General features: G+C 70.6%; 23 protein-coding genes. 7 read left to right on the top strand and 16 right to left on the bottom strand.

Annotated features, from left to right (window positions below):
- Window positions 1–23: 23 nt before the first annotated feature.
- From ABEA46_RS13825 to ABEA46_RS13805, 5 genes are all read right to left on the bottom strand, one after another.
- Window positions 24–953, bottom strand: coding sequence for an LLM class F420-dependent oxidoreductase (locus ABEA46_RS13825; protein ID WP_345545129.1), 930 nt, complete (start codon window positions 951–953; stop codon window positions 24–26).
- 56 nt (window positions 954–1009) lie between these two features.
- Window positions 1010–1981: a cation diffusion facilitator family transporter gene (locus ABEA46_RS13820; protein ID WP_345545128.1), complete on the bottom strand. Its 972-nt coding sequence runs from the start codon at window positions 1979–1981 to the stop codon at window positions 1010–1012.
- Between the two features lie 73 nt (window positions 1982–2054).
- Complete coding sequence (locus ABEA46_RS13815; RefSeq protein ID WP_345545127.1) at window positions 2055–3167, bottom strand: alpha/beta fold hydrolase; 1113 nt, start codon at window positions 3165–3167, stop codon at window positions 2055–2057.
- 152 nt (window positions 3168–3319) lie between these two features.
- Window positions 3320–3985, bottom strand: a complete 666-nt coding sequence (locus ABEA46_RS13810; protein ID WP_345545126.1) for an SRPBCC domain-containing protein — start codon at window positions 3983–3985, stop codon at window positions 3320–3322.
- Between the two features lies 1 nt (window position 3986).
- Window positions 3987–4400, bottom strand: a complete 414-nt coding sequence (locus ABEA46_RS13805; RefSeq protein ID WP_345545125.1) for an ArsR/SmtB family transcription factor — start codon at window positions 4398–4400, stop codon at window positions 3987–3989.
- A gap of 82 nt (window positions 4401–4482) precedes the next feature.
- On the opposite strand from ABEA46_RS13805, the gene proC reads away from it, so the two are divergent.
- Complete coding sequence (proC, locus tag ABEA46_RS13800; RefSeq protein WP_345545124.1) at window positions 4483–5328, top strand: pyrroline-5-carboxylate reductase; 846 nt, start codon at window positions 4483–4485, stop codon at window positions 5326–5328.
- A gap of 3 nt (window positions 5329–5331) precedes the next feature.
- On the opposite strand, the gene ABEA46_RS13795 is transcribed toward proC, so the two are convergent.
- The 3 genes from ABEA46_RS13795 to ABEA46_RS13785 are packed head-to-tail and all read right to left on the bottom strand — an operon-like array spanning window position 5332 to window position 7824.
- Window positions 5332–5709, bottom strand: coding sequence for a nuclear transport factor 2 family protein (locus ABEA46_RS13795; RefSeq protein WP_345545123.1), 378 nt, complete (start codon window positions 5707–5709; stop codon window positions 5332–5334).
- A gap of 38 nt (window positions 5710–5747) precedes the next feature.
- Window positions 5748–6407, bottom strand: coding sequence for a potassium channel family protein (locus tag ABEA46_RS13790; RefSeq protein ID WP_378814990.1), 660 nt, complete (start codon window positions 6405–6407; stop codon window positions 5748–5750).
- Window positions 6408–6411: 4 nt separating this feature from the next.
- The gene (locus ABEA46_RS13785) at window positions 6412–7824 is read right to left on the bottom strand and encodes a TrkH family potassium uptake protein (protein WP_425563199.1); all 1413 of its coding nucleotides are present in this window, start codon (window positions 7822–7824) and stop codon (window positions 6412–6414) included.
- 162 nt (window positions 7825–7986) lie between these two features.
- On the opposite strand from ABEA46_RS13785, the gene ABEA46_RS13780 reads away from it, so the two are divergent.
- On the top strand, window positions 7987–8397 hold the full coding sequence (locus ABEA46_RS13780) for an ArsR/SmtB family transcription factor (RefSeq protein ID WP_345545122.1): 411 nt from the start codon (window positions 7987–7989) through the stop codon (window positions 8395–8397).
- A 67-nt stretch (window positions 8398–8464) separates the two neighbouring features.
- On the opposite strand, the gene ABEA46_RS13775 is transcribed toward ABEA46_RS13780, so the two are convergent.
- Entirely contained in the window at window positions 8465–9274 is an 810-nt protein-coding gene (locus tag ABEA46_RS13775; RefSeq protein WP_345545121.1) for an ABC transporter permease, read from the bottom strand.
- Window positions 9271–10212, bottom strand: a complete 942-nt coding sequence (locus ABEA46_RS13770; protein WP_345545120.1) for an ATP-binding cassette domain-containing protein — start codon at window positions 10210–10212, stop codon at window positions 9271–9273. Before ABEA46_RS13770 ends, ABEA46_RS13775 begins: the two co-directional genes overlap by 4 nt.
- A 99-nt stretch (window positions 10213–10311) precedes the next feature.
- On the opposite strand from ABEA46_RS13770, the gene ABEA46_RS13765 reads away from it, so the two are divergent.
- The 5 genes from ABEA46_RS13765 (at window position 10312) to ABEA46_RS13745 (ending at window position 12378) form a co-directional block, all read left to right on the top strand.
- Entirely contained in the window at window positions 10312–11241 is a 930-nt protein-coding gene (locus ABEA46_RS13765) for a TetR/AcrR family transcriptional regulator (RefSeq protein ID WP_345545119.1), read from the top strand.
- A 124-nt stretch (window positions 11242–11365) separates the two neighbouring features.
- A complete protein-coding gene (locus ABEA46_RS13760) occupies window positions 11366–11557 on the top strand; it encodes a helix-turn-helix domain-containing protein (protein ID WP_019182077.1) in 192 nt (63 codons plus the stop codon).
- Window positions 11558–11640: 83 nt separating this feature from the next.
- Window positions 11641–11739, top strand: a complete 99-nt coding sequence (locus ABEA46_RS13755) for a 30S ribosomal protein bS22 (RefSeq protein WP_003792170.1) — start codon at window positions 11641–11643, stop codon at window positions 11737–11739.
- Between the two features lie 73 nt (window positions 11740–11812).
- The gene (locus ABEA46_RS13750) at window positions 11813–12106 is read left to right on the top strand and encodes a rhodanese-like domain-containing protein (RefSeq protein ID WP_345545118.1); all 294 of its coding nucleotides are present in this window, start codon (window positions 11813–11815) and stop codon (window positions 12104–12106) included.
- A 20-nt stretch (window positions 12107–12126) separates the two neighbouring features.
- Window positions 12127–12378: a glutaredoxin family protein gene (locus tag ABEA46_RS13745; RefSeq protein ID WP_345545117.1), complete on the top strand. Its 252-nt coding sequence runs from the start codon at window positions 12127–12129 to the stop codon at window positions 12376–12378.
- A gap of 4 nt (window positions 12379–12382) precedes the next feature.
- Here the strand turns inward: ABEA46_RS13745 and ABEA46_RS13740 are convergent, their stop codons facing one another.
- The 6 genes from ABEA46_RS13740 to ABEA46_RS13715 all read right to left on the bottom strand — a co-directional run bounded on the left by ABEA46_RS13740 (window position 12383) and on the right by ABEA46_RS13715 (window position 17602).
- Complete coding sequence (locus tag ABEA46_RS13740) at window positions 12383–12565, bottom strand: YegP family protein (protein WP_345545116.1); 183 nt, start codon at window positions 12563–12565, stop codon at window positions 12383–12385.
- Between the two features lie 109 nt (window positions 12566–12674).
- A complete protein-coding gene (locus ABEA46_RS13735; RefSeq protein ID WP_345545115.1) occupies window positions 12675–13787 on the bottom strand; it encodes an ABC transporter ATP-binding protein in 1113 nt (370 codons plus the stop codon).
- The gene (locus ABEA46_RS13730; protein WP_345545114.1) at window positions 13784–14581 is read right to left on the bottom strand and encodes an ABC transporter permease; all 798 of its coding nucleotides are present in this window, start codon (window positions 14579–14581) and stop codon (window positions 13784–13786) included. The genes ABEA46_RS13735 and ABEA46_RS13730 overlap by 4 nt, the downstream gene beginning before the upstream one ends.
- Window positions 14578–15462, bottom strand: coding sequence for an ABC transporter permease (locus ABEA46_RS13725; RefSeq protein ID WP_345545741.1), 885 nt, complete (start codon window positions 15460–15462; stop codon window positions 14578–14580). Before ABEA46_RS13725 ends, ABEA46_RS13730 begins: the two co-directional genes overlap by 4 nt.
- Window positions 15463–15515: 53 nt before the next feature.
- A complete protein-coding gene (locus tag ABEA46_RS13720) occupies window positions 15516–16652 on the bottom strand; it encodes an ABC transporter substrate-binding protein (RefSeq protein ID WP_345545113.1) in 1137 nt (378 codons plus the stop codon).
- A 161-nt stretch (window positions 16653–16813) separates the two neighbouring features.
- Entirely contained in the window at window positions 16814–17602 is a 789-nt protein-coding gene (locus ABEA46_RS13715; protein WP_345545112.1) for a tyrosine-protein phosphatase, read from the bottom strand.
- Window positions 17603–17632: the final 30 nt, after the last annotated feature.

Below are 17632 nucleotides of genomic sequence, written 5' to 3'. Positions count from 1 at the left end.
AACGAACGGGGTTCGTGGGCGGATCAGCGGGGGAGGTGCGGGAGCACCTCGGCGCCGAGGTACTCGACGTGCGAAGGGTCCTGCAGGTCCATCAGCTGGAGGTAGACCCGCTGTGCGCCGAGCGCGGCAAGGCGCTCGACCTTGGCGACGATCTCGTCGCGGCCGCCGACGATGTTGACGTCGCCGCGCAGCTCGTCGACGGTGCGGCCGATGTTCGCGGCACGCCGGTCGAGTTCGGACGCGGATGCCCCGGCCAGCGTCGGCAGGGCGACCGAGAGCTTCAGCGTCTCGGGGTCGCGGCCCACGCGCTCGCACGCGGCACGGACACCGGCGAACTTCTCGGCGATCACCCGTTCGGGCTGGAAGCCGATGTTGAACTCCGTCGCGAACCGCGCCGCGAGGTCGGGCGTGCGCTTCGGGCCGCCGCCGCCGACGATGACGGGCACGCGGTCCTGGACGGGTTTGGGCAGCGCGGGCGCGTCGGTGAGGTCGTAGTGGGCGCCGGCGAAGCTGTAGGTCCGGCCGACGGGCGTCGACCACAGGCCGTTCACGATCTGCAGCTGCTCTTCGAGCAGGTCGAACCGCTTGGCCGGGAACGGGATGCCGTAGGCGTGGTGCTCGCGCTCGAACCAGCCGGTGCCGAGCCCGAGCTCGGCGCGGCCGCCGGACATCGCATCGACCTGTGCGACCTGGATGGCGAGCAGGCCCGGCACCCGGTACGTGACCGACGACACCAGCGTGCCCAGGCGGATGCTGGAGGTCTCGCGCGCGAGGCCGGCCAGGGTCGTCCACGCATCGGTCGGGCCGGGCAGCCCCGGTCCGTCGCCCATGTGCAGGTAGTGGTCCGAGCGGAAGAAGCCGTCGAAGCCGTAGCGCTCGGCAGTCTGCGCGAAGGCGAGCTGATCGTCGTAGCTCGCGCCCTGCTGCGGCTCGGTGAAGACGCAGTACTCCATGTCGATCCCTGAGTTCGTCGGTCGGGGCGTTGTCGGAGCGTGAGCTCGTCGAAGCCTCAGTCGGTGGATTTGATGACGAACTCCGACGTCGGGGGCGCTGGGTCGTCGCCCGGGCGGTAGATGTCGGGCTCGAAGTAGATCACGCGGGCGGCGGGCACGGCGTCGCGCACGCGCGCCTCGACGCGGTCGATGTCGGCGGCGACGTGCGCGAGCGGCGCATCGGACGCGAAGCCCAGCTTGGCGGCGACGAGCAGTTCGTCGGGGCCGAGGTAGAGCGTCTTGATGTGGATGAGCTTCTCGACCTCGGGGCCGGCCTCGATGGCGTCCACGATCCGCTCGTGGTCCGCATCCGTCGCTCCCTCGCCGACGAGCAGGCTCTTCGTCTCGATGCCGAGGATGATCGCGATGACGATCAGCAGCGTGCCGATCATGAGCGTGCCGAGCGCGTCGAACACCGAGTTGCCGGTGATGACGGTCAGGCCCACGCCGAGCAGCGCGAAGCACAGACCGGTGAGCGCGCCGACGTCTTCGAGCAGCACCACGGGCAGCTCGGGAGCCTTGGCACGGCGGACGAACGCCACCCACGACTGGCCCTTCGCGCGCACGTGGTTGCTCTCCTTGACGGCGGTGCGCAGCGAGTACGACTCGAGCACGATCGAGACGAGCAGCACCACGATGGGGAGCCACCACCACTTCTCGTCCAGCGCGTGCGGGTGCGTGATCTTCTCGACGCCCTCGTAGATCGCGAACAGGCCGCCGACCGAGAACAGGATGATCGACACCACGAAGGCGTACACGTAGCGCTCGCGGCCGTACCCGAACGGGTGCTCGCGGTCGGCGGCCTTCTTCGCGCGGCGTCCGCCCAGCATCAGCAGCAGCTGGTTGCACGAGTCGGCGACCGAGTGGATCGCCTCGGCGAGCATCGACGCCGATCCCGAGAGGAACCACGCGATGAACTTCGCAAGGGCGATGCCCATGTTCGCCAGGAACGCCGCGAGGATCGCCTTGCCGCCGCCGGAAGCACTCATGCCGATGAGTCTACGGATGCGGCGACCCCGGCCCGTACGCGTGTCGGCGTCGTCGGCACGGCCTCGCGGCCGGTCAGTCCGACGAGCGCAGGATGATCGCCTCGGTCGGCGGCGCCGGGTCGTGCGGACGGCCGACGTAGCCGATCGCCTCGAGCAGCGCGTGGCGGAACTCGGCGGGGCGCTCGAGGTGCGGCGAGTGCCCGACGCCTTCGAGGTTCACCTCGGTGACGACGCCGCCCGCGTCGGCGTAGCGGCCCAGCACGTCGCGCGTCTGCGACACCATCTCCTGGGCGGGCGCGACGTCGTCGCCCGGCCAGCCGGGGATCACGCCCAGCTTGCCGAGGTTGTTGAGATCGAAGAACGACATGTCCGAGACGATCGCGTCGGCGGTGCCGTGGATCCACAGGATCGGGGGCTTGGGATCCAGGCCGACGATGCCCGACACGTCGAAGTGACCGGGTGTCATCGTGTTGAGCACTCCCAGGTCGCCGGCGCCGAAGCCCGGCCAGCTCTCACTCGTGACGGCGTCGCCGGGGTAGTTGCCGGTCGCGGTCGAGGTGGTGAGCATCGACTCGACCCACACATCCTCGTTGTCGCTCGTGTAGCCGGACGCCACGTAGCCCGAGCGGAACACGCTGCGCGGCGAGGTCGGCGCCTCATCGGTCGCGTCGCGGTCGTTGAGCCGCTGCACGAAGTCGGGGTTGGCGCCGCCGCCGCCGCAGCCCGCGTCGTCGTCGGTGAGCCGCGAACCGTCGCGGCGCGTGCCCCCGAATCCGTACGGAGAGACCGGTGCCTGCAGCGTGAGGCTCAGTGCGGGGTGGTCGAGCGCGTACTGCATCACGACCCCGCCGCCCATGGACCAGCCGACAAGGTGCGCGGTGTCGATGCCGAGGGCCTCGAGCGTGGCCCGCACGTCGTCGCTGAAGTCCCGCACGCCACGGGTGGCGTCGACGGGGGCGTTCTCAGTGTCGCCGAAGCCGCGCAGGTCGATCGCGATCACGCGGAGGTCGGAGGGGAGGTCCTGCATCGTCTCCTGCCAGAACAGCGCGGACGAGACGTTGCCGTGGATGAGGACCACGGTCCGCTCGGCCGGCGTCGCGGGGTCGTCGCCCGCTCGCTCCAGCACGTTGACGGTCAGGCGGGGCGTCTCCACGGTGCGCGCGGTGATGCCGTCGAAGAGGGTCATATCGGGTTCTCCCACGTCCTGCCGGGGCCCCTGCGCCCCTGCCCTTCCGAGAATAGACCGGGTCGTGCCCTTTGTGAATCGCCTTTCAGGTTGACGCGGTCAGGGACGGCGGGGAGAGGATGGCGCACCGCGTGCGGTGCGCCATCCTCCGATCATGCGCCCGCCGGCGCCTGCCCCGTGTAGAACGCGAAGGTGTTGTCGGCGGCCGCTGCGGCGGTCGCGGCGTCGGCGCCGGAGGCCTGCTGGGCGGCGCCCCATGCGTCGGCCGCGCCGCGGTAGAACGCACGGCCCTCGGAGGTGAAGGCCCACGCCTCGGCCTCTTCGGGCGAGGGGCCGGTGGCGCCGGTCAGGTGCAGCGCGAGACCGAGCATCCCGCCGTCCCAGCCGACGCCGGTGGCGCCGGGGCCGTAGGTCTCCCAGAACCCCGGCGGCACATCGTCGGTGCGGGCCACGTGCTCCAGCTCGACGCGCGTCGCGTCCTCGCCCTCGGCCGTCAGGCGCACGGTGAGCCAGGTCACTCCGCCGCCGTACTCCCAGGTGGCCCTGTAGTGCGCGATGCCGCCGGCGGGCGGCACGCACTCCTGGATCTCACCGCCCGCGTTGTTCTCGATCTGATACCGGCCGCCGACCCGCAGATCACCAGAGATCGGCTGGAACCACCGGACGATCCGCGCGGCCGTCGTGACGGCATCCCACACGTCGTCGATGGGTGAGGGGTAGGTCTGCGCGAGCGTCTGCACGCGCGACGCGTACCCGTCGATGTCTTCGTCGGCGATCTCGCGCGACACCGCGTCGAGCTGGCCCTGTACGTCGACCATGTCAGTCCTCCTGTGGTTCGGTCGTTCCCGGTCGGTCGGTCTCATGGGTCTCATCGGTCTCGTCTGTCTCGGCATCGCGCTCCGCGGCCAGCCGGCGCTCGCGGCGGCCTCGCGCCAGTTCCGTGGCCAGCGCGTCGAGGTGGGGCTGCCAGAACCGCCGGAACGGATCGAACCACGCGGCCGCGTCGGCGAGCGGGTCGGGGGCGATCGCGTACAGGCGGCGCGTGCCCTCGGGGCGCACCGTGGTGAAGCCCGACTCTCGCAGCACGCGCAGGTGCTGCGACACGGCAGGCTGCGAGATGCCGAACTCGCGCTGCACCTCGTCGCCGATCTCGCCGGCGCTGAGCTCGCCCTCCGCCAGGAGTTCGAGGATGCGCCGGCGCACCGGGTCGCCGAGGATGTCGAGCGCGTGCATGGCTCCCATGATTGCGCTTAGACTTATATAAGTCAAGAGTGATCGAATGGATGCCGTCACGCCCCGCTCGTAGGATTGCGGCATGCCTGACAACGCTCCCGCCCTCCCGCCCATCGCGATCCTCGGGGCCGGCTCCATGGGCGGCGCGATCGCCCGCGGCCTGTCGCGCTCGGGCCTGGCCACCGGGGGAGTCACCGCCACCAACCGGTCGCTCGCGAGTGCCGGCGAGCTCGCCGGTCTGGCCGATGTGACGAGCGTCGCCCTCGAAACGCAGCCATCGGGCAACACGGATGCCGCGGCCGGCGCCGGCGTCGTGCTCGTGGGAGTGAAGCCGGCCATGGTCCCCGATCTGCTGCGCGAGATCGCCCCGGTGCTGCGACCGGGGACGCTCGTCGTGAGCCTCGCCGCCGGCGTCACCGTGGCGACGTTCGAGCAGATCCTCGGTGACGAGGTCGTCGTGCTGCGCTCGATGCCGAACACGCCGGCCCTCGTCGGGCGCGGCGTGACGGGCCTTGCCGCAGGGACGCACGCCGATGCTGCCGCGGTGGCGACAGTCCGGCGCCTGTTCGAGACCGTCGGCACCGTGATCGAGGTTCCGGAGACGCAGATCGACGCGCTGTCGACGATCTCGGGCTCGGGGCCGGCCTACTTCTTCCTCGTCGTCGAGGAGTTCACCAAGGCGGCCGTCGGCAAGGGGTTCGCCGAGGCCGAGGCCCGGCTCATGGCCGAGCAGACCTTCGTCGGCGCAGCGGCTCTGCTGGAGGCATCCGATCACGATCCCGCCGAACTGCGCCGGCAGGTGACGAGCCCCAAGGGCACGACCGAGCGTGCCGTCGCCGTGCTGCAGGACGCCGGCCTCGACGACGTGTTCGTGCGCGCGACCGACGCGGCCCTCGCCCGCGCGAAGGAGCTCGCCGCCGGCGCGTGAGGGTCAGCTCTTGCTCGCCTGATCCATCCACCACTCGGTGAACGCGTCGGCGCGACCGTCGGGGGCGAGATCGACCACCCACAGGTTGCTGTAGGTCGTGCCGGCGACGTAGCGCGTGACGCCTTCGACGATCGCGCGCCGGCCGTCGACGGCTGTCACGCCGCCCTCGAAACGGAAGCTCCCCGGCTCGTCGCGGCGGTCCGTCCAGGCCGCGACGATCGCCTCGTGTCCTTGCAGCGGCGGCGTCCACGGCTCGAACCGGTACACCGCGTCGGGGGCGAAGATCGCGCGGATGTTGTCGGGCGCGTTGGATTCCCACGCCCGCAGGTAGCCGTCGAGCCAGGCGCGCGCGACCGACAGCGTCTCTTCTCGTTCGCTCATGACGGCAGTCTGCGCCGGGGCGCCGACATCCGCGGGGGTCAGCGCTCGAGCGACGCGAACCGCTCGATGTCGGAGTTCGTGCCCGACACGATGATGAGGTCGTGGTTCGTGACGACGGTGTTGGCCTCGGCGTAGCGGAACGGCTTGCCGGGGCTCTTCACGCCGACGACAGTCACGTTGTACTTGGTGCGCACGCCGGACTCGTTCAGGCCCTTGCCGCGGATGAACTTCGGCGGGTAGAGCTTGGCGAGGGCGAAGTCGTCGTCGAACCGGATGAAGTCGAGCATGCGTCCGCTGACCAGGTGCGCGACGCGCTCGCCGGCCTCGCGCTCGGGGTAGATGACGTGGTTCGCGCCGACGCGGGCGAGGATCTTGCCGTGCGACTGCGACACCGCCTTCGCCCAGATCTGCGGAACCTTGAGGTCGACGAGGTTCGCCGTGATGAGGACGGATGCCTCGATCGACGAGCCGACCGCGACGACGGCCACCTGGAAGTCCTGCGCGCCGATCTGCTTGAGCGCGTCGATGTTCTTCGCGTCGGCCTGCACGGTGTGGGTGACCCGCTCGGACCACTTCTGCACCAGGTCGAGGTTCTCGTCGATCGCGAGCACCTCGCGATCGAGGCGATCGAGCTCACCGGCGCACGCGGCGCCGAAACGGCCCAGTCCGATGACCAGGACGGGCGCATCGCCCCTCATCCGCTCAACCAACGATCGGCCTTTCGACGGGCAGCGAGTAGAGCTGCGAACGGTTGGACGCAGCCACGGCCGCGGCGAGAGTCACTGTACCAACGCGACCCATGACGATCGTGATGGCGAGGACGTAGACCGCGGGATCGGGCAGGGTCTCGGTGAGGCCGGTCGACAGCCCCACCGTGGCGAAGCCCGAGATGACGTCGAACAGCACGTCGCCGAGGTCGGCCTTCGTGATCTGGGTGATGGTGATCGTCGAGAGAGCGACGATGGTCGACCCCCACGCCACCACCGAGAGCGCCACCCTCAGCACGTCGCTCGGGATGCGGCGGCCGAAGACCTGGTTCGACGCGCGGCCCTTGGCCTCGGAGATCACCGCGAGGGCGATGACCGCGAGTGTCGTCACCTTGATGCCGCCGGCCGTCGAGGCCGAGCCGCCGCCGACGAACATCAGCATGCACGCGACGAGCAGGCTGGACTGGTTCAGCTCTCCGATGTCGAGCACCGCGAAGCCGCCGGATCTCGTCATCGCCGACAGGAAGAACGCCTGGAACGTGGTGTCCCAGGCGTCCTTCGTGCCGAGGGTCAGCAGGTTGTCGTACTCGAGCACGAGGAAGACGACGCCGCCGAGGAAGAACAGCGTCACCGTCGTGATGATGGTGAGCTTCGCGTGCAGCGACCAGCGCCGGACGTGCCAGAGCTGGCGGCGCAGCGTGTAGATCACGGGGAAGCCGATCGAGCCCATGAAGACGCCGGCCATCAGCACCGTGAGGAAGAAGTAGTCGTGGCGGAACGGCGCCAGGCCTTGCGGATTGGGCGTGAAGCCGGTGTTCGTGAACGACATCGCGGCGTAGAACGGCGCCTCCCACAGGGCGACGTTCCACGGCACGCCGGCCACGAGCAGGCCCGGGTACAGCAGGATCGCGATGACCGCCTCGATCACGAGGGTCGACAGCGCAACGGTCGCCAGCAGGCTGCCGATCTGGCCGAGCTGCACGGTCTGGCTCTCGTTGACCGGGCCGCCGTGGGTGCGCAGCGGGTTGGTGTCGCTGGCGGCGATGAGCTTGGCGCGCAGGCCCAGCCGGCGCGAGATCACCAGGCCCAGGATCGACGCGAGGGTCAGCACGCCGAGCGCACCGATCTGCACCCCGACGAAGACCAGGACGTGACCGAACCCCGACCAGTGGGTCGCCATGTCAACGGTCGCCAGGCCCGTGACGCAGATGGTCGACACCGCGGTGAAGAACGCGTCCGCGAACGGGGTGACCTTGCCGTCGGCCGCGGCGATCGGCAGCGAGAAGAGCACAGTGAACACGAGGATCAACGACAGGAAGATGATGATCGCGAAGCGTGCGGGGGAGCGCTGCGTCAGATCGCGGAAGAACTCCATGAACCCGTGGCCGACGGCTCGCACCCGACCCATCGCGGTGACGGGCCTCCTGCCGGCGACAGGAGCGGCGCGCCTGCCATCCGTCATACGGGGTCCTTCCTGAGCGAATCGGCGCACGTGTCCCGGGCGCCGGTGATCGGGCGCCGAGCGGTCGTGCTCATGGTACTCGGCAGGGGTCCCGACTACTCTGAGCCTATGGCGGACATCTTCGACGTGATCGCGGACGGAACGCGTCGCGACATCCTGCGACTGCTGCTCGATCGCTCATCCGCCGGAGAACGCGGCACCAGTGTGTCCCACATCGTGACCGAGCTCGGCGCCAGCCAGCCGACGGTGTCGAAGCACCTGAAGGTGCTGCGTGACGCGCACCTCGTGTCGGTCCGCGAAGAGGGCCAGCACCGCTACTACAGCCTGTCGGCGGCGCCCCTGGACGAGGTCGACGACTGGCTCGTGCCGTTCCTCGACGACGACGGCGCCGGCATCGCCGACCTCCCCGCCGGCACGCTCACCGACTCCGCCGCGCACGCCGCCGAGGTCGTCGGCCGTGCCGCGGCATCCGCCAAGCATGCGCTCGAGACGGCGCTCAAGAGGCTTCCGGGTCGCTGACCCGAGACGATGACGGGATGCCTCGGTCCGAGGCATCCCGTCATCGTCTGCGTTCGGCGGCGCGAGGTCAGCGGCGCCCGCTCTTGCGGCGGAACAGCCACGCGCCCCACACCGCCGAGCCGGCGAGGATCAGCGCGCACCAGCCGACCGCCCACAGCGGTTCGGCGCCGAGCTCGGTGCCCATCAGGAGTCCGCGGATCGTCTCGATGATCGGCGTGATCGGCTGGTTGTCGGCGAACCACTGCAGCCACGTCGGCATCGTGTCGACGGGGACGAATGCGCTCGACAGGTAGGGCAGGAACAGCAGGATGAATCCGTAGCCCGACGCCGCCTCAGGGCTGCCGGCGGCGAGGCCGATCGCGGCGAACAGGTAGGTGATCGTGAGGATGTACAGCGCGATCAGGGCGGCCGCGCCTACCCATGCGGCGACGCCCGCGCTCGGGCGGAACCCGACCAGGAGCGCGACGCCGATCACGATCGCCGTCGCGACGAGGTTGCGCGCGAGGCTCGAGATCGCGTGGCCGGTGAGCACGGCGCCGGCGCGCAGCGGCATGGTGCGGAACCGGTCGATGATGCCGCTCGACATGTCGCGGGCGACATACGTCGCGGTGGTCGCGGCGCCGAAGCCGGCGCACAGCAGGATGATGCCCGGCACGACGTAGTCGACGTACGAGCCGGCAGGGTCCAGAGCCCCGCCGAACACGAAGGTGAACAGCAGCATCAGCATCACCGGCAGCAGGATCGACATGCTGAGCGATTCGCCGTCGCGCAGCGACTGGATCATGCTGCGCCGCACGAACACCGCTTCGGCGGTGACGCCGCGCAGGCGCGGCCGGGGGACGAGGGCCGTGGTGGCGGGCGCGGCGACGGGGATCATGCGAACTCCTTGGCGGTGTCGAGGGCGGAAGCGGATGCCGCACCCGGCACCGCGGTGAGCGACAGGAAGACGTCGTCCAGCGTGGGGCGGCGCAGGGTCACCTCGGCCCCGGACGCCTCGTCCAGGCCCAGCTCCGCGATGGCGGCGCGGAGCCCTGCCACCGAGCCGTCGGTGGGGATCTCGCGCAGCACGGCCCCGTCCGGGCCGGTCAGCACGACGGTGTCGGTGCCGACGAGCGCCTTCAGCTCGGCGGGGGTGCCGGTCGCGACGATCCGCCCGCCGTCGAGCACCGCGACGCGGTCGGCGAGCTGGTCGGCCTCTTCGAGGTACTGCGTCGTGAGGAAGACCGTGGTCCCGGCGTCCGACAGCGAGCGGATGACGTCCCACAGGTCGCGGCGGCTGCGCGGGTCCACCCCCGTGGTCGGCTCGTCGAGGAACAGCACCTCGGGCACCACGACGAAGCTGAGCGCCAGATCGAGGCGGCGGCGCATGCCGCCCGAGTAGGTGCCGACGCGCCGGGTGGCGGCATCCGTCAGCGCGAAGCGGTCGAGCAGCTCGGTCGCGCGTGACCGCGCGCTCCGCGGCGGCAGGCCCGACAGGCGGCTGAGCATCACGAGGTTCTCCAGCCCGGTCAGCGTGTCGTCGACGGCGGTGGACTGGCCCGTCAGGGCGATGCGCTGGCGCACCGCATCGGGCTGCGCGGCGACGTCGAACCCGGCGACGGCGGCGGTTCCGCGGTCGGGGTGCAGCAGCGTCGTCAGGATCGAGATGGTCGTGGTCTTTCCGGCGCCGTTCGCGCCGAGGAGGGCGAAGATCTCGCCGCGGTGCACGGCGAGGTCGAGCCCGTCGAGGACGGCGGCGGGTCCGAAGCTCTTGCCGAGCCCGCGGACGTCGATGGCTGGTGCTGGGCCCACGCGCGGAGTAGGTGTGGGGATCATGCGCGGCATCCTTCCGTGTATCGGTGAAACTGTTTACGATCGCAACTGTTTATGACGGTAACACACTGTTTATGGAATAAACAGTCTTAGGATGACGGCATGACCGAAGACCTCGAGCCCGAGCTCCCGCGCGGAATCGCCCTCGCCTGGGGTGTCGCCGCAAATCCGCAGCGCGGCCCCAAGCGCGAGATGAGTGTCGAGCGCATCGTCGAGGCCGCCGTCGAGATCGCCGATGCCGAGGGGCTGGGCGCCGTCTCGATGGCCGCGGTCGCCGCGCGTCTGGGCTTCACGCCGATGTCGCTGTACCGCTACGTCAATGCCAAGGAGGACCTGATCCTCCTCATGCAGGAGGAGGCGACCGGCACCCCGTCCGCCGCGGTCGGCGAAGCGGGCGGCTGGCGCGAGCAGCTCGAGGCCCTGTACCGCGAGCAGCTGTTCAATCACCTGGCCCACCCGTGGGTGCTCGACATCCCGATCTCAGGCGTACCGGTCACCCCCAACCTGGCGGCGTGGATGGATGCCGGGCTCGGCGCGCTCGCCGAGACGCACCTGACGCACGAGGAGCGCCTCGCCGTGATGCTGTTCGTGAGCGGCGCGGCGCGCTGGGCGGGCAGCATCCTCGCCGGGTACGCGCGGCTGGAGCGGGAGCGCGGCCTCGACGGGCCGGCCATCACGCGCACCGAGGACGCGATGTTCCGCAGCCTCATCACCGGCGACGCCTACCCGCACCTGCGCGCCGCGATCGAGGCGGGCGCGTTCCTCGATGAGGCCGACCCGTTCGCCTTCGCGCTCGCGCGCGGCCTCGACGGCATCGGGGACTACATCGCGGCGGCCGCCGAGGGGCGCCATGACGCCGGCATCCCCTGGCAGCTGCCCGACGATGCCGACATCGCCGACGACAAGCGCTATCGCGAGGCCCGCAAGTCCGTGCGCGAGGCCGAGAAGGTGCTGCGGGCCGCGCGCAAGGCCGAGCGCCAGGAGGCGCGCGCGGCGCGCGACCGTCGCGCCAAGCAGAACCCCGCCGGCTGACGCCCACTCACCAGCAACACCATGAGTCACACGGGTTTACACGCGTCCCGCTGGAGCTCTAGAGTGATCCAAAGCCCGATCAGGGCTTCGACTGTCTGCCACGATTCTGGGGAAGGTGAATGACATGGCTGAACTGCCGGACGTGCGCTTCCTCACGGTCGCCGAAGTGGCCGAGCTGATGCGCGTGTCGAAGATGACGGTCTACCGGCTCGTGCACTCGGGCGAACTGCCCGCGGTGCGCTTCGGGCGCAGCTATCGGGTCCCGGAATCGGCGGTCACCGAGGCCCTGCAACGGCCCATCGCCGACGTCGGCTAGACTGTTCCGAGGCATTTTCCGTATCTGCCCGTTCCCGGGCGCCGCACACGCCGCGCCCAGACCCCGACATAGTGAGGTTTTCCGTGGGTTCTGTCATCAAGAAGCGCCGCAAGCGCATGGCGAAGAAGAAGCACCGCAAGCTGCTTCGCAAGACTCGCCACCAGCGCCGCAACAAGAAGTAAGCGGCATCCGCACCTAGCGCCTGTCTCCGGACGGGCGCTTCGTGTATCTCCCCGCAGGACCCGAAAGGCCGTCATGAAGTCCATCACCGTCCAGCAGCTGCGCGACCGCGTCGAGACCCCGCTCATCGATGTGCGCGAGATCGACGAGTTCGCTGCCGGCCACGTTCCCGGCGCGGTCAACATCCCGATGTCGGTCATCGGCGGCCGCCTCGAAGAGCTTCCCGACGGCGCGTTCGACGTCATCTGCGCGGTCGGCGGACGCTCCGGCCGCGTCGTCGAGGCCCTCGAGGCCCGCGGCTACGACGTGACCAACGTCGACGGCGGCACGAACGAGTGGATCGCGGCCGGCTTCCCGGTCGAGGCCTGAGCGCGGACGCCGGGCACGGCATGACCACGCTGACGCTCATCGGCAAGCCCGACTGCCACCTGTGCGACGTGGCGCGCGAGGTCGTCGAGACCGTCGTCGCCGACCTCCCCGAGGATGCGGTGGAGGTCGAGGAGCTGTCGATCGCGGACGACCCCGCGCTCTACGCCACGTGGTGGGAGAAGATCCCGGTCGTGCTCATCGACGGCGAGCTGCACGGGCACTGGCGCGTGTCGCCCGACCGCCTGCGTGCGGCGCTGCACGCCGCGCGCTGACGAGTCACTTCTCGATCTCGATGACCTCCGCGCCGGGCGCGTTCGTCTTGATCGACTCGATGCCGTTCAGAGCGCTCGCCTTCGAGGCGTATCCCTGGCTGCTCGCGATCACCTGACCGTTGGACGCCTTCAGGTTGAAGCGCCAGTCGCCGCCCTTGTCGACCCACAGCTCGAACTTGCCTGCCATCGGAACCCCCTCGAGAGAAGCTGATGCGGGCGGATGCCGCGCACCCGGCGCCTCGCGCCGGGTTCACGCTATCGGCGCCGGACGTACAGCGGAAGAGCCGTCGGCGGCGTCAGCCGGCCGCGCGGGGACGCACCGTCACGGGTGCCTCCGACAGGGCGATCCTCACGCGCTCGTCGTACTCGATACGCTCGGTCGCCCCGTGCTGCACGCGGATGAGCGCCCCGTCTGCGGTGCGCACGAGGGTGCGGCGATAGCTGCCGAGGAAGGTGCTCTCCTGCACGACCGCGTCGACGCCGGGCTCGCCGGCATCCACCAGGCGCACGTTCTCGGGACGCAGGAACACGTCCACCGCACCCGCCTCGGCGGGCGCCTCCAGAGGCAGCGCGACGCCCCACACGTCGACGGTGTCGCCGGCCACGACGCCCGCCACGATGCTCGAGACGCCGATGAAGGCGGCGACGCCGGGCGTCGCGGGATGCAGGTAGAGCTCTTCGGGCGTGCCGATCTGCTCGATGCGCCCCGCGTTCATGACCGCGATGCGGTCGGACACCGCGAGCGCCTCCTCCTGGTCGTGCGTCACGAACACCGTCGTGATGCCCAGGCGCAGCTGGATGCGGCGGATCTCGTCGCGCAGCTGCACGCGCACCTTGGCGTCCAGGGCCGACAGCGGCTCGTCCAGCAGCAGCACCCGCGGTTCGGTGACGAGCGCGCGGGCGAGGGCGACACGCTGCTGCTGGCCGCCCGACAGCTGGTGCGGGAAGCGGTCGGCGAGATGCCCGAGCCCGACGAGCTCGAGCGCGTCGGCGGCGCGGGTGGCGGCATCCCGCTTCGCGACCCCGCGCCGACGCAGCCCGAACGCCGTGTTGTCGGCCACCCGCAGGTGCGGGAAAAGCGAGTAGGACTGGAACACCATGCCGATGTCGCGCTTGTTCGTCGGTACGCCCGACACGTCCGCGCCGCCGAGGCGCACCTCGCCCGCGGTGGCCTTCTCCAGGCCCGCGAGCACGCGCAGCGCCGTCGTCTTGCCGCAGCCCGACGGGCCGAGGAGCGACACGAACTCGCCCGGTGCGATGTCGAGGTCGACGCCGTGCAGCACGCGGGTGGCGCCGTACTCCTTCACGACGCCGCGGAACTCGACGCGCGTGCCCTCGCCGGCATCGGCGAGCAGCAGGTTGTCGGAGGTCGCCGGGAGCGTCCGCGGCGGGGTGTCGGCAGTGGTCATGAGGGGGTCCTTCCCGAGCCGGCGCGTCCGGCGCGGCCGATGATGAGCAGGAGCACGAACGCGAATGCCAGCGCCAGCAGGGTGAAGATCGCTGCGGCGTAGGCGTCCTGCCGGTTGATCACGACGAGTCCGGTCTGCAGCACCTGCCGGTTCAGCAGCGACGCGATCGTGAACTCGCCGAGCACGACGGCGACCGAGATGAGGGATGCCGCCAGCAGCCCCTGCCGCAGGTTCGGGGCGATGACGCGCACGAGCACGGTGCCCCAGCCCGCGCCGAGCGTGCGGGCGGCCTCGGACAGCGTCTTGACGTCGATGGCGTCGATCGACGCCTGGATCGAGCGGTAGGTGAACGGCAGCACGAGGATGCCGTAGGCGAACGCGAGCGTCCACGCGCCGGTGCCGAGCGTGCGCCCGATCTGGAGGTAGATCGGCGCGAGCCCGACGACGAGCACGATCGCGGGGATCGTGATCGGCAGCAGCGCGAGGAACTCGAAGCCGCGCCGCAGCTTCGGGAACCGCAGCGCCACGAGCACCATCGTCGGAGTGAAGAGGAACAGCACGATGAGCACGGTCACGCCCGCGAGGATGAGCGAGTTCGCCAGTCCCGTCCAGATGGGGCGGTAGCGGGCTGCGTTGGCCGGGTCGAACAGCGCGAGCCAGCGATTCGGCGAGTACGAACCGTCCGGCGACGACAGCGTGAAGACGAACGTGGCGAGGAACGGGATGACGAAGACCAGGCCGACGACGATCCCGATGATCCACCGGACGACGGGCGAGGGGGCGAGCCGGTTCATGCCTGCCACCTCGCCGCGCGGCGCTGGATGAGCGAGTAGACCCACATCACGACGGCGACCACCACGATCATCCCGAGCGCCAGCGCGCCGGCGAGGTTCTCGCGGCCCAGCAGCGTCTCGCTCGTCAGCGCGGTGCGGATCTGGAGCGGCACGATCTGCGAGCCCTGGCTGGCCAGCGCGGCCGCCGTCGCGTAAGACGAGAACGCGTTGGCGAACAGCAGCAGCAGGCTCGCGAGGAATGACGGGGCGAGCACCGGGAATCCGACGAAGCGCCAGAAGTTCGCGGGCGTGCCGCCCAGGGTCAGGTGCGCCTCGGCCCACTGCGGCCGCAGCGCCGCCAGGGCCGGCATGAAGGTGATGATCATGAGAGGCACCTGGAAGACGAGGTAGGCGGGGATGAGCCCGGGCAGCGCGTAGATCCAGGCGCCGCCCGCGAAGATGTCGATCCCGAGCACGTCGCGGAGGAATCGCGTGACGACGCCCTGCGTGCCGATGGCCGCGATCATCGTGAACGCGAGCATGACGCCGCCGAACTGGGCGAGGACGCCGGATGCCGCATCCACCGTCGTCCTGACGATCCCCGTCTCGGGCAGGCCCAGCATCGCGTAGCAGACGAGGGCACCGACGATCGAGCCGATCACGGCGGTGAGGATCGACACCCACGTGGAGTTCCAGAATGTGGCGAGGACCACAGGGTCGCCGAGCGCGGCGAGGTTGTCGAACGTGAAGGCGCCGTCGCCGTCGAACAGTCCCGATGCGACCGCGATGACGGTGGGCAGGGCGAGGAACAGCAGGACGTAGATGGCGAACGGCGTGAGGCCGACCCACGACCAGTCGGGCGCGGCCCCGCCCCGCCGTGCCGGAGCTGTCGGCTCCGGCACGGCGAGGACTGCCGCGCGGTCCCGGTCGGGATCGGCGAGGGTGTGGACTGTCGTCACTGGACCGCTGCGGCCCACTCTTCGCCGAGGAGCGTGCCGGCGTTCGTCGACTGCTCCTCCGTGGGGACGACGGTGTCGTCGGGCGCGGTCGGCAGCGCGTCGGCGAGCTTCTGGTCGATCGTGCCGGCGGCGATCATCGCCTCCATGCGGACCGGGCGCGCGCCCCCCTTGAGCCACAGGTTCTGCACGTCGTCGCTGTACAGGAACTCCTGCCACAGGCGCGCCGCCGCGGGGTGCGGGGCGTCCTTGTTGATGGCCTGGTTGTAGTAGCCGGCGTAGCCGACGCCGGGGAAGACCACCGTCTTCCATGTCGGGAGGTCAGCGGTGTGCGCGGCGTTCAGGTAGTCCCAGTCGAAGACGACGGGGGTCTCGCCGCTGGCGACCGTGGCGCTCGTGACGTCGAGCTTCAGCATGTTGCCGGCGTCGTTCAGCTTCGAGAAGAAGTCGATGCCGGGCTGGTAGTCGTCGAGCGTGCCGTCGGACTGGACCGTCGCGAGGCCGACCGCGGCGAACGCGGCGCCGGCCTGCGTCGGGTCGCCGTTGATGGCGACCGCGCCCTTGTACTCCTCGCCGAGCAGGTCGTCGAGGGCCTTGGGCGCCTCGAAGCGCGCCGAGTCGTAGCCGACCGACATGTACCCGCCGTAGTCGCCGACGAACAGGCCGGTCGGCTCCTTGAGCGCGTCGGCGATGTCGTCCCAGTTCTCGACCTGGTACGGGGCGAAGGCGTCGGTGTTCTGCAGCGCGACGGTGAGGCCGAGGTCGAACACGTCGGGCGCGGTGTCCAGGCCCGCGTTCGTCTCGGCGGCCTGGATCTCTTCGGCGCTGGAGACGTCGGGCGACTGCTCGTTGATCGTGATCTCGGGGTAGCGCTCGGCGAACAGGTCGATGATCTCGCCATAGTTCGCCCAGTCTCGCGGGAGGGCGATGACGTTGAGCTGGCCCTCGGCCTTGGCGGCCGCCTCGAGGTCCGCGAACGAGCCGAAGTCGGCCAGGCTCGTCGCCGTGGCGGCGTCGACGGACGACGACCCCTCGGTGTCGGCGGCCGGCGTGCTCGCGCAGCCGGCGAGGGTGAGCGCGGCGACAGCGGCCGCTGCGGCGCCGAGCAGCAGCCGGCGCGAAGTGATGTGGGACATGTGACGTTCCTCTCGGGTTGCCGCGCGCAGGCGTGTCGGGACGCAGCTGCGAACGGGGACGAGAGGACGCTACGGACGCGCGGTGACGCGTCGCCCGGCCCCGGGTGAACATCCCGTGAGCAACGGGTGTCGGGCGGCGGCGCGAGGGGGATGAAGCGGGCTCAGGCGGTCAGCCGCGCCCGCAGCGCGTCGAGTTCGGCCTCGGTGAGGCCGCCCGAGCGCAGGTAGTCGCCCGAGCCGCCCTGCGCGTCGACCCACCCCAGCGCCTGCTCGATCGCGGCGGCGGGCGTCGCGGTCACGAGCGCGTCGAGCTCGGGCGTGAGGGGGAGGCCCATCGCCGTGATCATGCCCCGCATGCGATCGGCCCACGGGCCTTCGAGATTCCCCGCCGAGGCGGCGTAGTCGGCGACCACGGCCGACCGCTCGGCGCCGACCGCGTCCAGGAGCAGCGCGACCGAGACGCCGGTGCGGTCCTTGCCCGCTGTGCAGTGCACGAGCACCGCGGTGGGGGAGTCGTCCGTGGATGCCGCCACCAGGCGTGCCACCTCGGCGAAGGACACTGCGCCGTGTTCCAGCATCGACACGTACAGGTCGCCGAGACTCGGCAGCTGCGCCAGGGCCACCGCGATCGCCTGCTGTGCGGCATCCGGGTCTGTCGCCTGCATCGCCGCCTGAGCGAAGCCGGTCATCGCGCCTTCGAGGAGGGGCAGGGGAACCACCTGGAACGCGCGCGTCGTGGGCAGCACGTCAGGCGCCGCGCCCCGCTCCAGGTCGGTGCGGAAGTCGGCGATCACACCGATGTCGGACGCCGCGAGCTGCTCGACGCCCGCCGCCGTGAGCGTGCTCAGCGCCTCGGAGCGGTACAGCACGCCCGAGCGCGTCACCCCGCCCGTCGTGAGCGGTGTGCCGCCCGTGTCGCGGAAGTTCTGCAGTCCGTCGATCGTGATCACCGAACCACCCTATGGGTGGCACCGGGGGCG

It is taken from the genome of Microbacterium jejuense (genome assembly GCF_039544225.1).
Taxonomy (GTDB): Bacteria; Actinomycetota; Actinomycetes; order Actinomycetales; family Microbacteriaceae; genus Microbacterium; species Microbacterium jejuense.
This window is presented reverse-complemented; position numbering and strand designations above follow the sequence as displayed.

Bases quoted from the DNA above. Each gene is read 5' to 3' on its own strand.
- ABEA46_RS13735 (WP_345545115.1), bottom strand. From the start codon at position 13,787: ATGACCACTGCCGACACCCCGCCGCGGACGCTCCCGGCGACCTCCGAC.
- ABEA46_RS13745 (WP_345545117.1), top strand. From the start codon at position 12,127: ATGACCACGCTGACGCTCATCGGCAAGCCCGACTGCCACCTGTGCGAC.
- ABEA46_RS13820 (WP_345545128.1), bottom strand. From the start codon at position 1,981: ATGAGTGCTTCCGGCGGCGGCAAGGCGATCCTCGCGGCGTTCCTGGCG.
- ABEA46_RS13760 (WP_019182077.1), top strand. From the start codon at position 11,366: ATGGCTGAACTGCCGGACGTGCGCTTCCTCACGGTCGCCGAAGTGGCC.
- ABEA46_RS13740 (WP_345545116.1), bottom strand. From the start codon at position 12,565: ATGGCAGGCAAGTTCGAGCTGTGGGTCGACAAGGGCGGCGACTGGCGC.
- proC (WP_345545124.1), top strand. From the start codon at position 4,483: ATGCCTGACAACGCTCCCGCCCTCCCGCCCATCGCGATCCTCGGGGCC.
- ABEA46_RS13805 (WP_345545125.1), bottom strand. From the start codon at position 4,400: ATGCACGCGCTCGACATCCTCGGCGACCCGGTGCGCCGGCGCATCCTC.
- ABEA46_RS13825 (WP_345545129.1), bottom strand. From the start codon at position 953: ATGGAGTACTGCGTCTTCACCGAGCCGCAGCAGGGCGCGAGCTACGAC.
- ABEA46_RS13730 (WP_345545114.1), bottom strand. From the start codon at position 14,581: ATGAACCGGCTCGCCCCCTCGCCCGTCGTCCGGTGGATCATCGGGATC.
- ABEA46_RS13810 (WP_345545126.1), bottom strand. From the start codon at position 3,985: ATGGTCGACGTACAGGGCCAGCTCGACGCGGTGTCGCGCGAGATCGCC.
- ABEA46_RS13795 (WP_345545123.1), bottom strand. From the start codon at position 5,709: ATGAGCGAACGAGAAGAGACGCTGTCGGTCGCGCGCGCCTGGCTCGAC.
- ABEA46_RS13815 (WP_345545127.1), bottom strand. From the start codon at position 3,167: ATGACCCTCTTCGACGGCATCACCGCGCGCACCGTGGAGACGCCCCGC.
- ABEA46_RS13790 (WP_378814990.1), bottom strand. From the start codon at position 6,407: ATGAGGGGCGATGCGCCCGTCCTGGTCATCGGACTGGGCCGTTTCGGC.
- ABEA46_RS13775 (WP_345545121.1), bottom strand. From the start codon at position 9,274: ATGATCCCCGTCGCCGCGCCCGCCACCACGGCCCTCGTCCCCCGGCCG.
- ABEA46_RS13770 (WP_345545120.1), bottom strand. From the start codon at position 10,212: ATGATCCCCACACCTACTCCGCGCGTGGGCCCAGCACCAGCCATCGAC.
- ABEA46_RS13780 (WP_345545122.1), top strand. From the start codon at position 7,987: ATGGCGGACATCTTCGACGTGATCGCGGACGGAACGCGTCGCGACATC.
- ABEA46_RS13765 (WP_345545119.1), top strand. From the start codon at position 10,312: ATGACCGAAGACCTCGAGCCCGAGCTCCCGCGCGGAATCGCCCTCGCC.
- ABEA46_RS13750 (WP_345545118.1), top strand. From the start codon at position 11,813: ATGAAGTCCATCACCGTCCAGCAGCTGCGCGACCGCGTCGAGACCCCG.
- ABEA46_RS13720 (WP_345545113.1), bottom strand. From the start codon at position 16,652: ATGTCCCACATCACTTCGCGCCGGCTGCTGCTCGGCGCCGCAGCGGCC.
- ABEA46_RS13785 (WP_425563199.1), bottom strand. From the start codon at position 7,824: ATGGGTCGGGTGCGAGCCGTCGGCCACGGGTTCATGGAGTTCTTCCGC.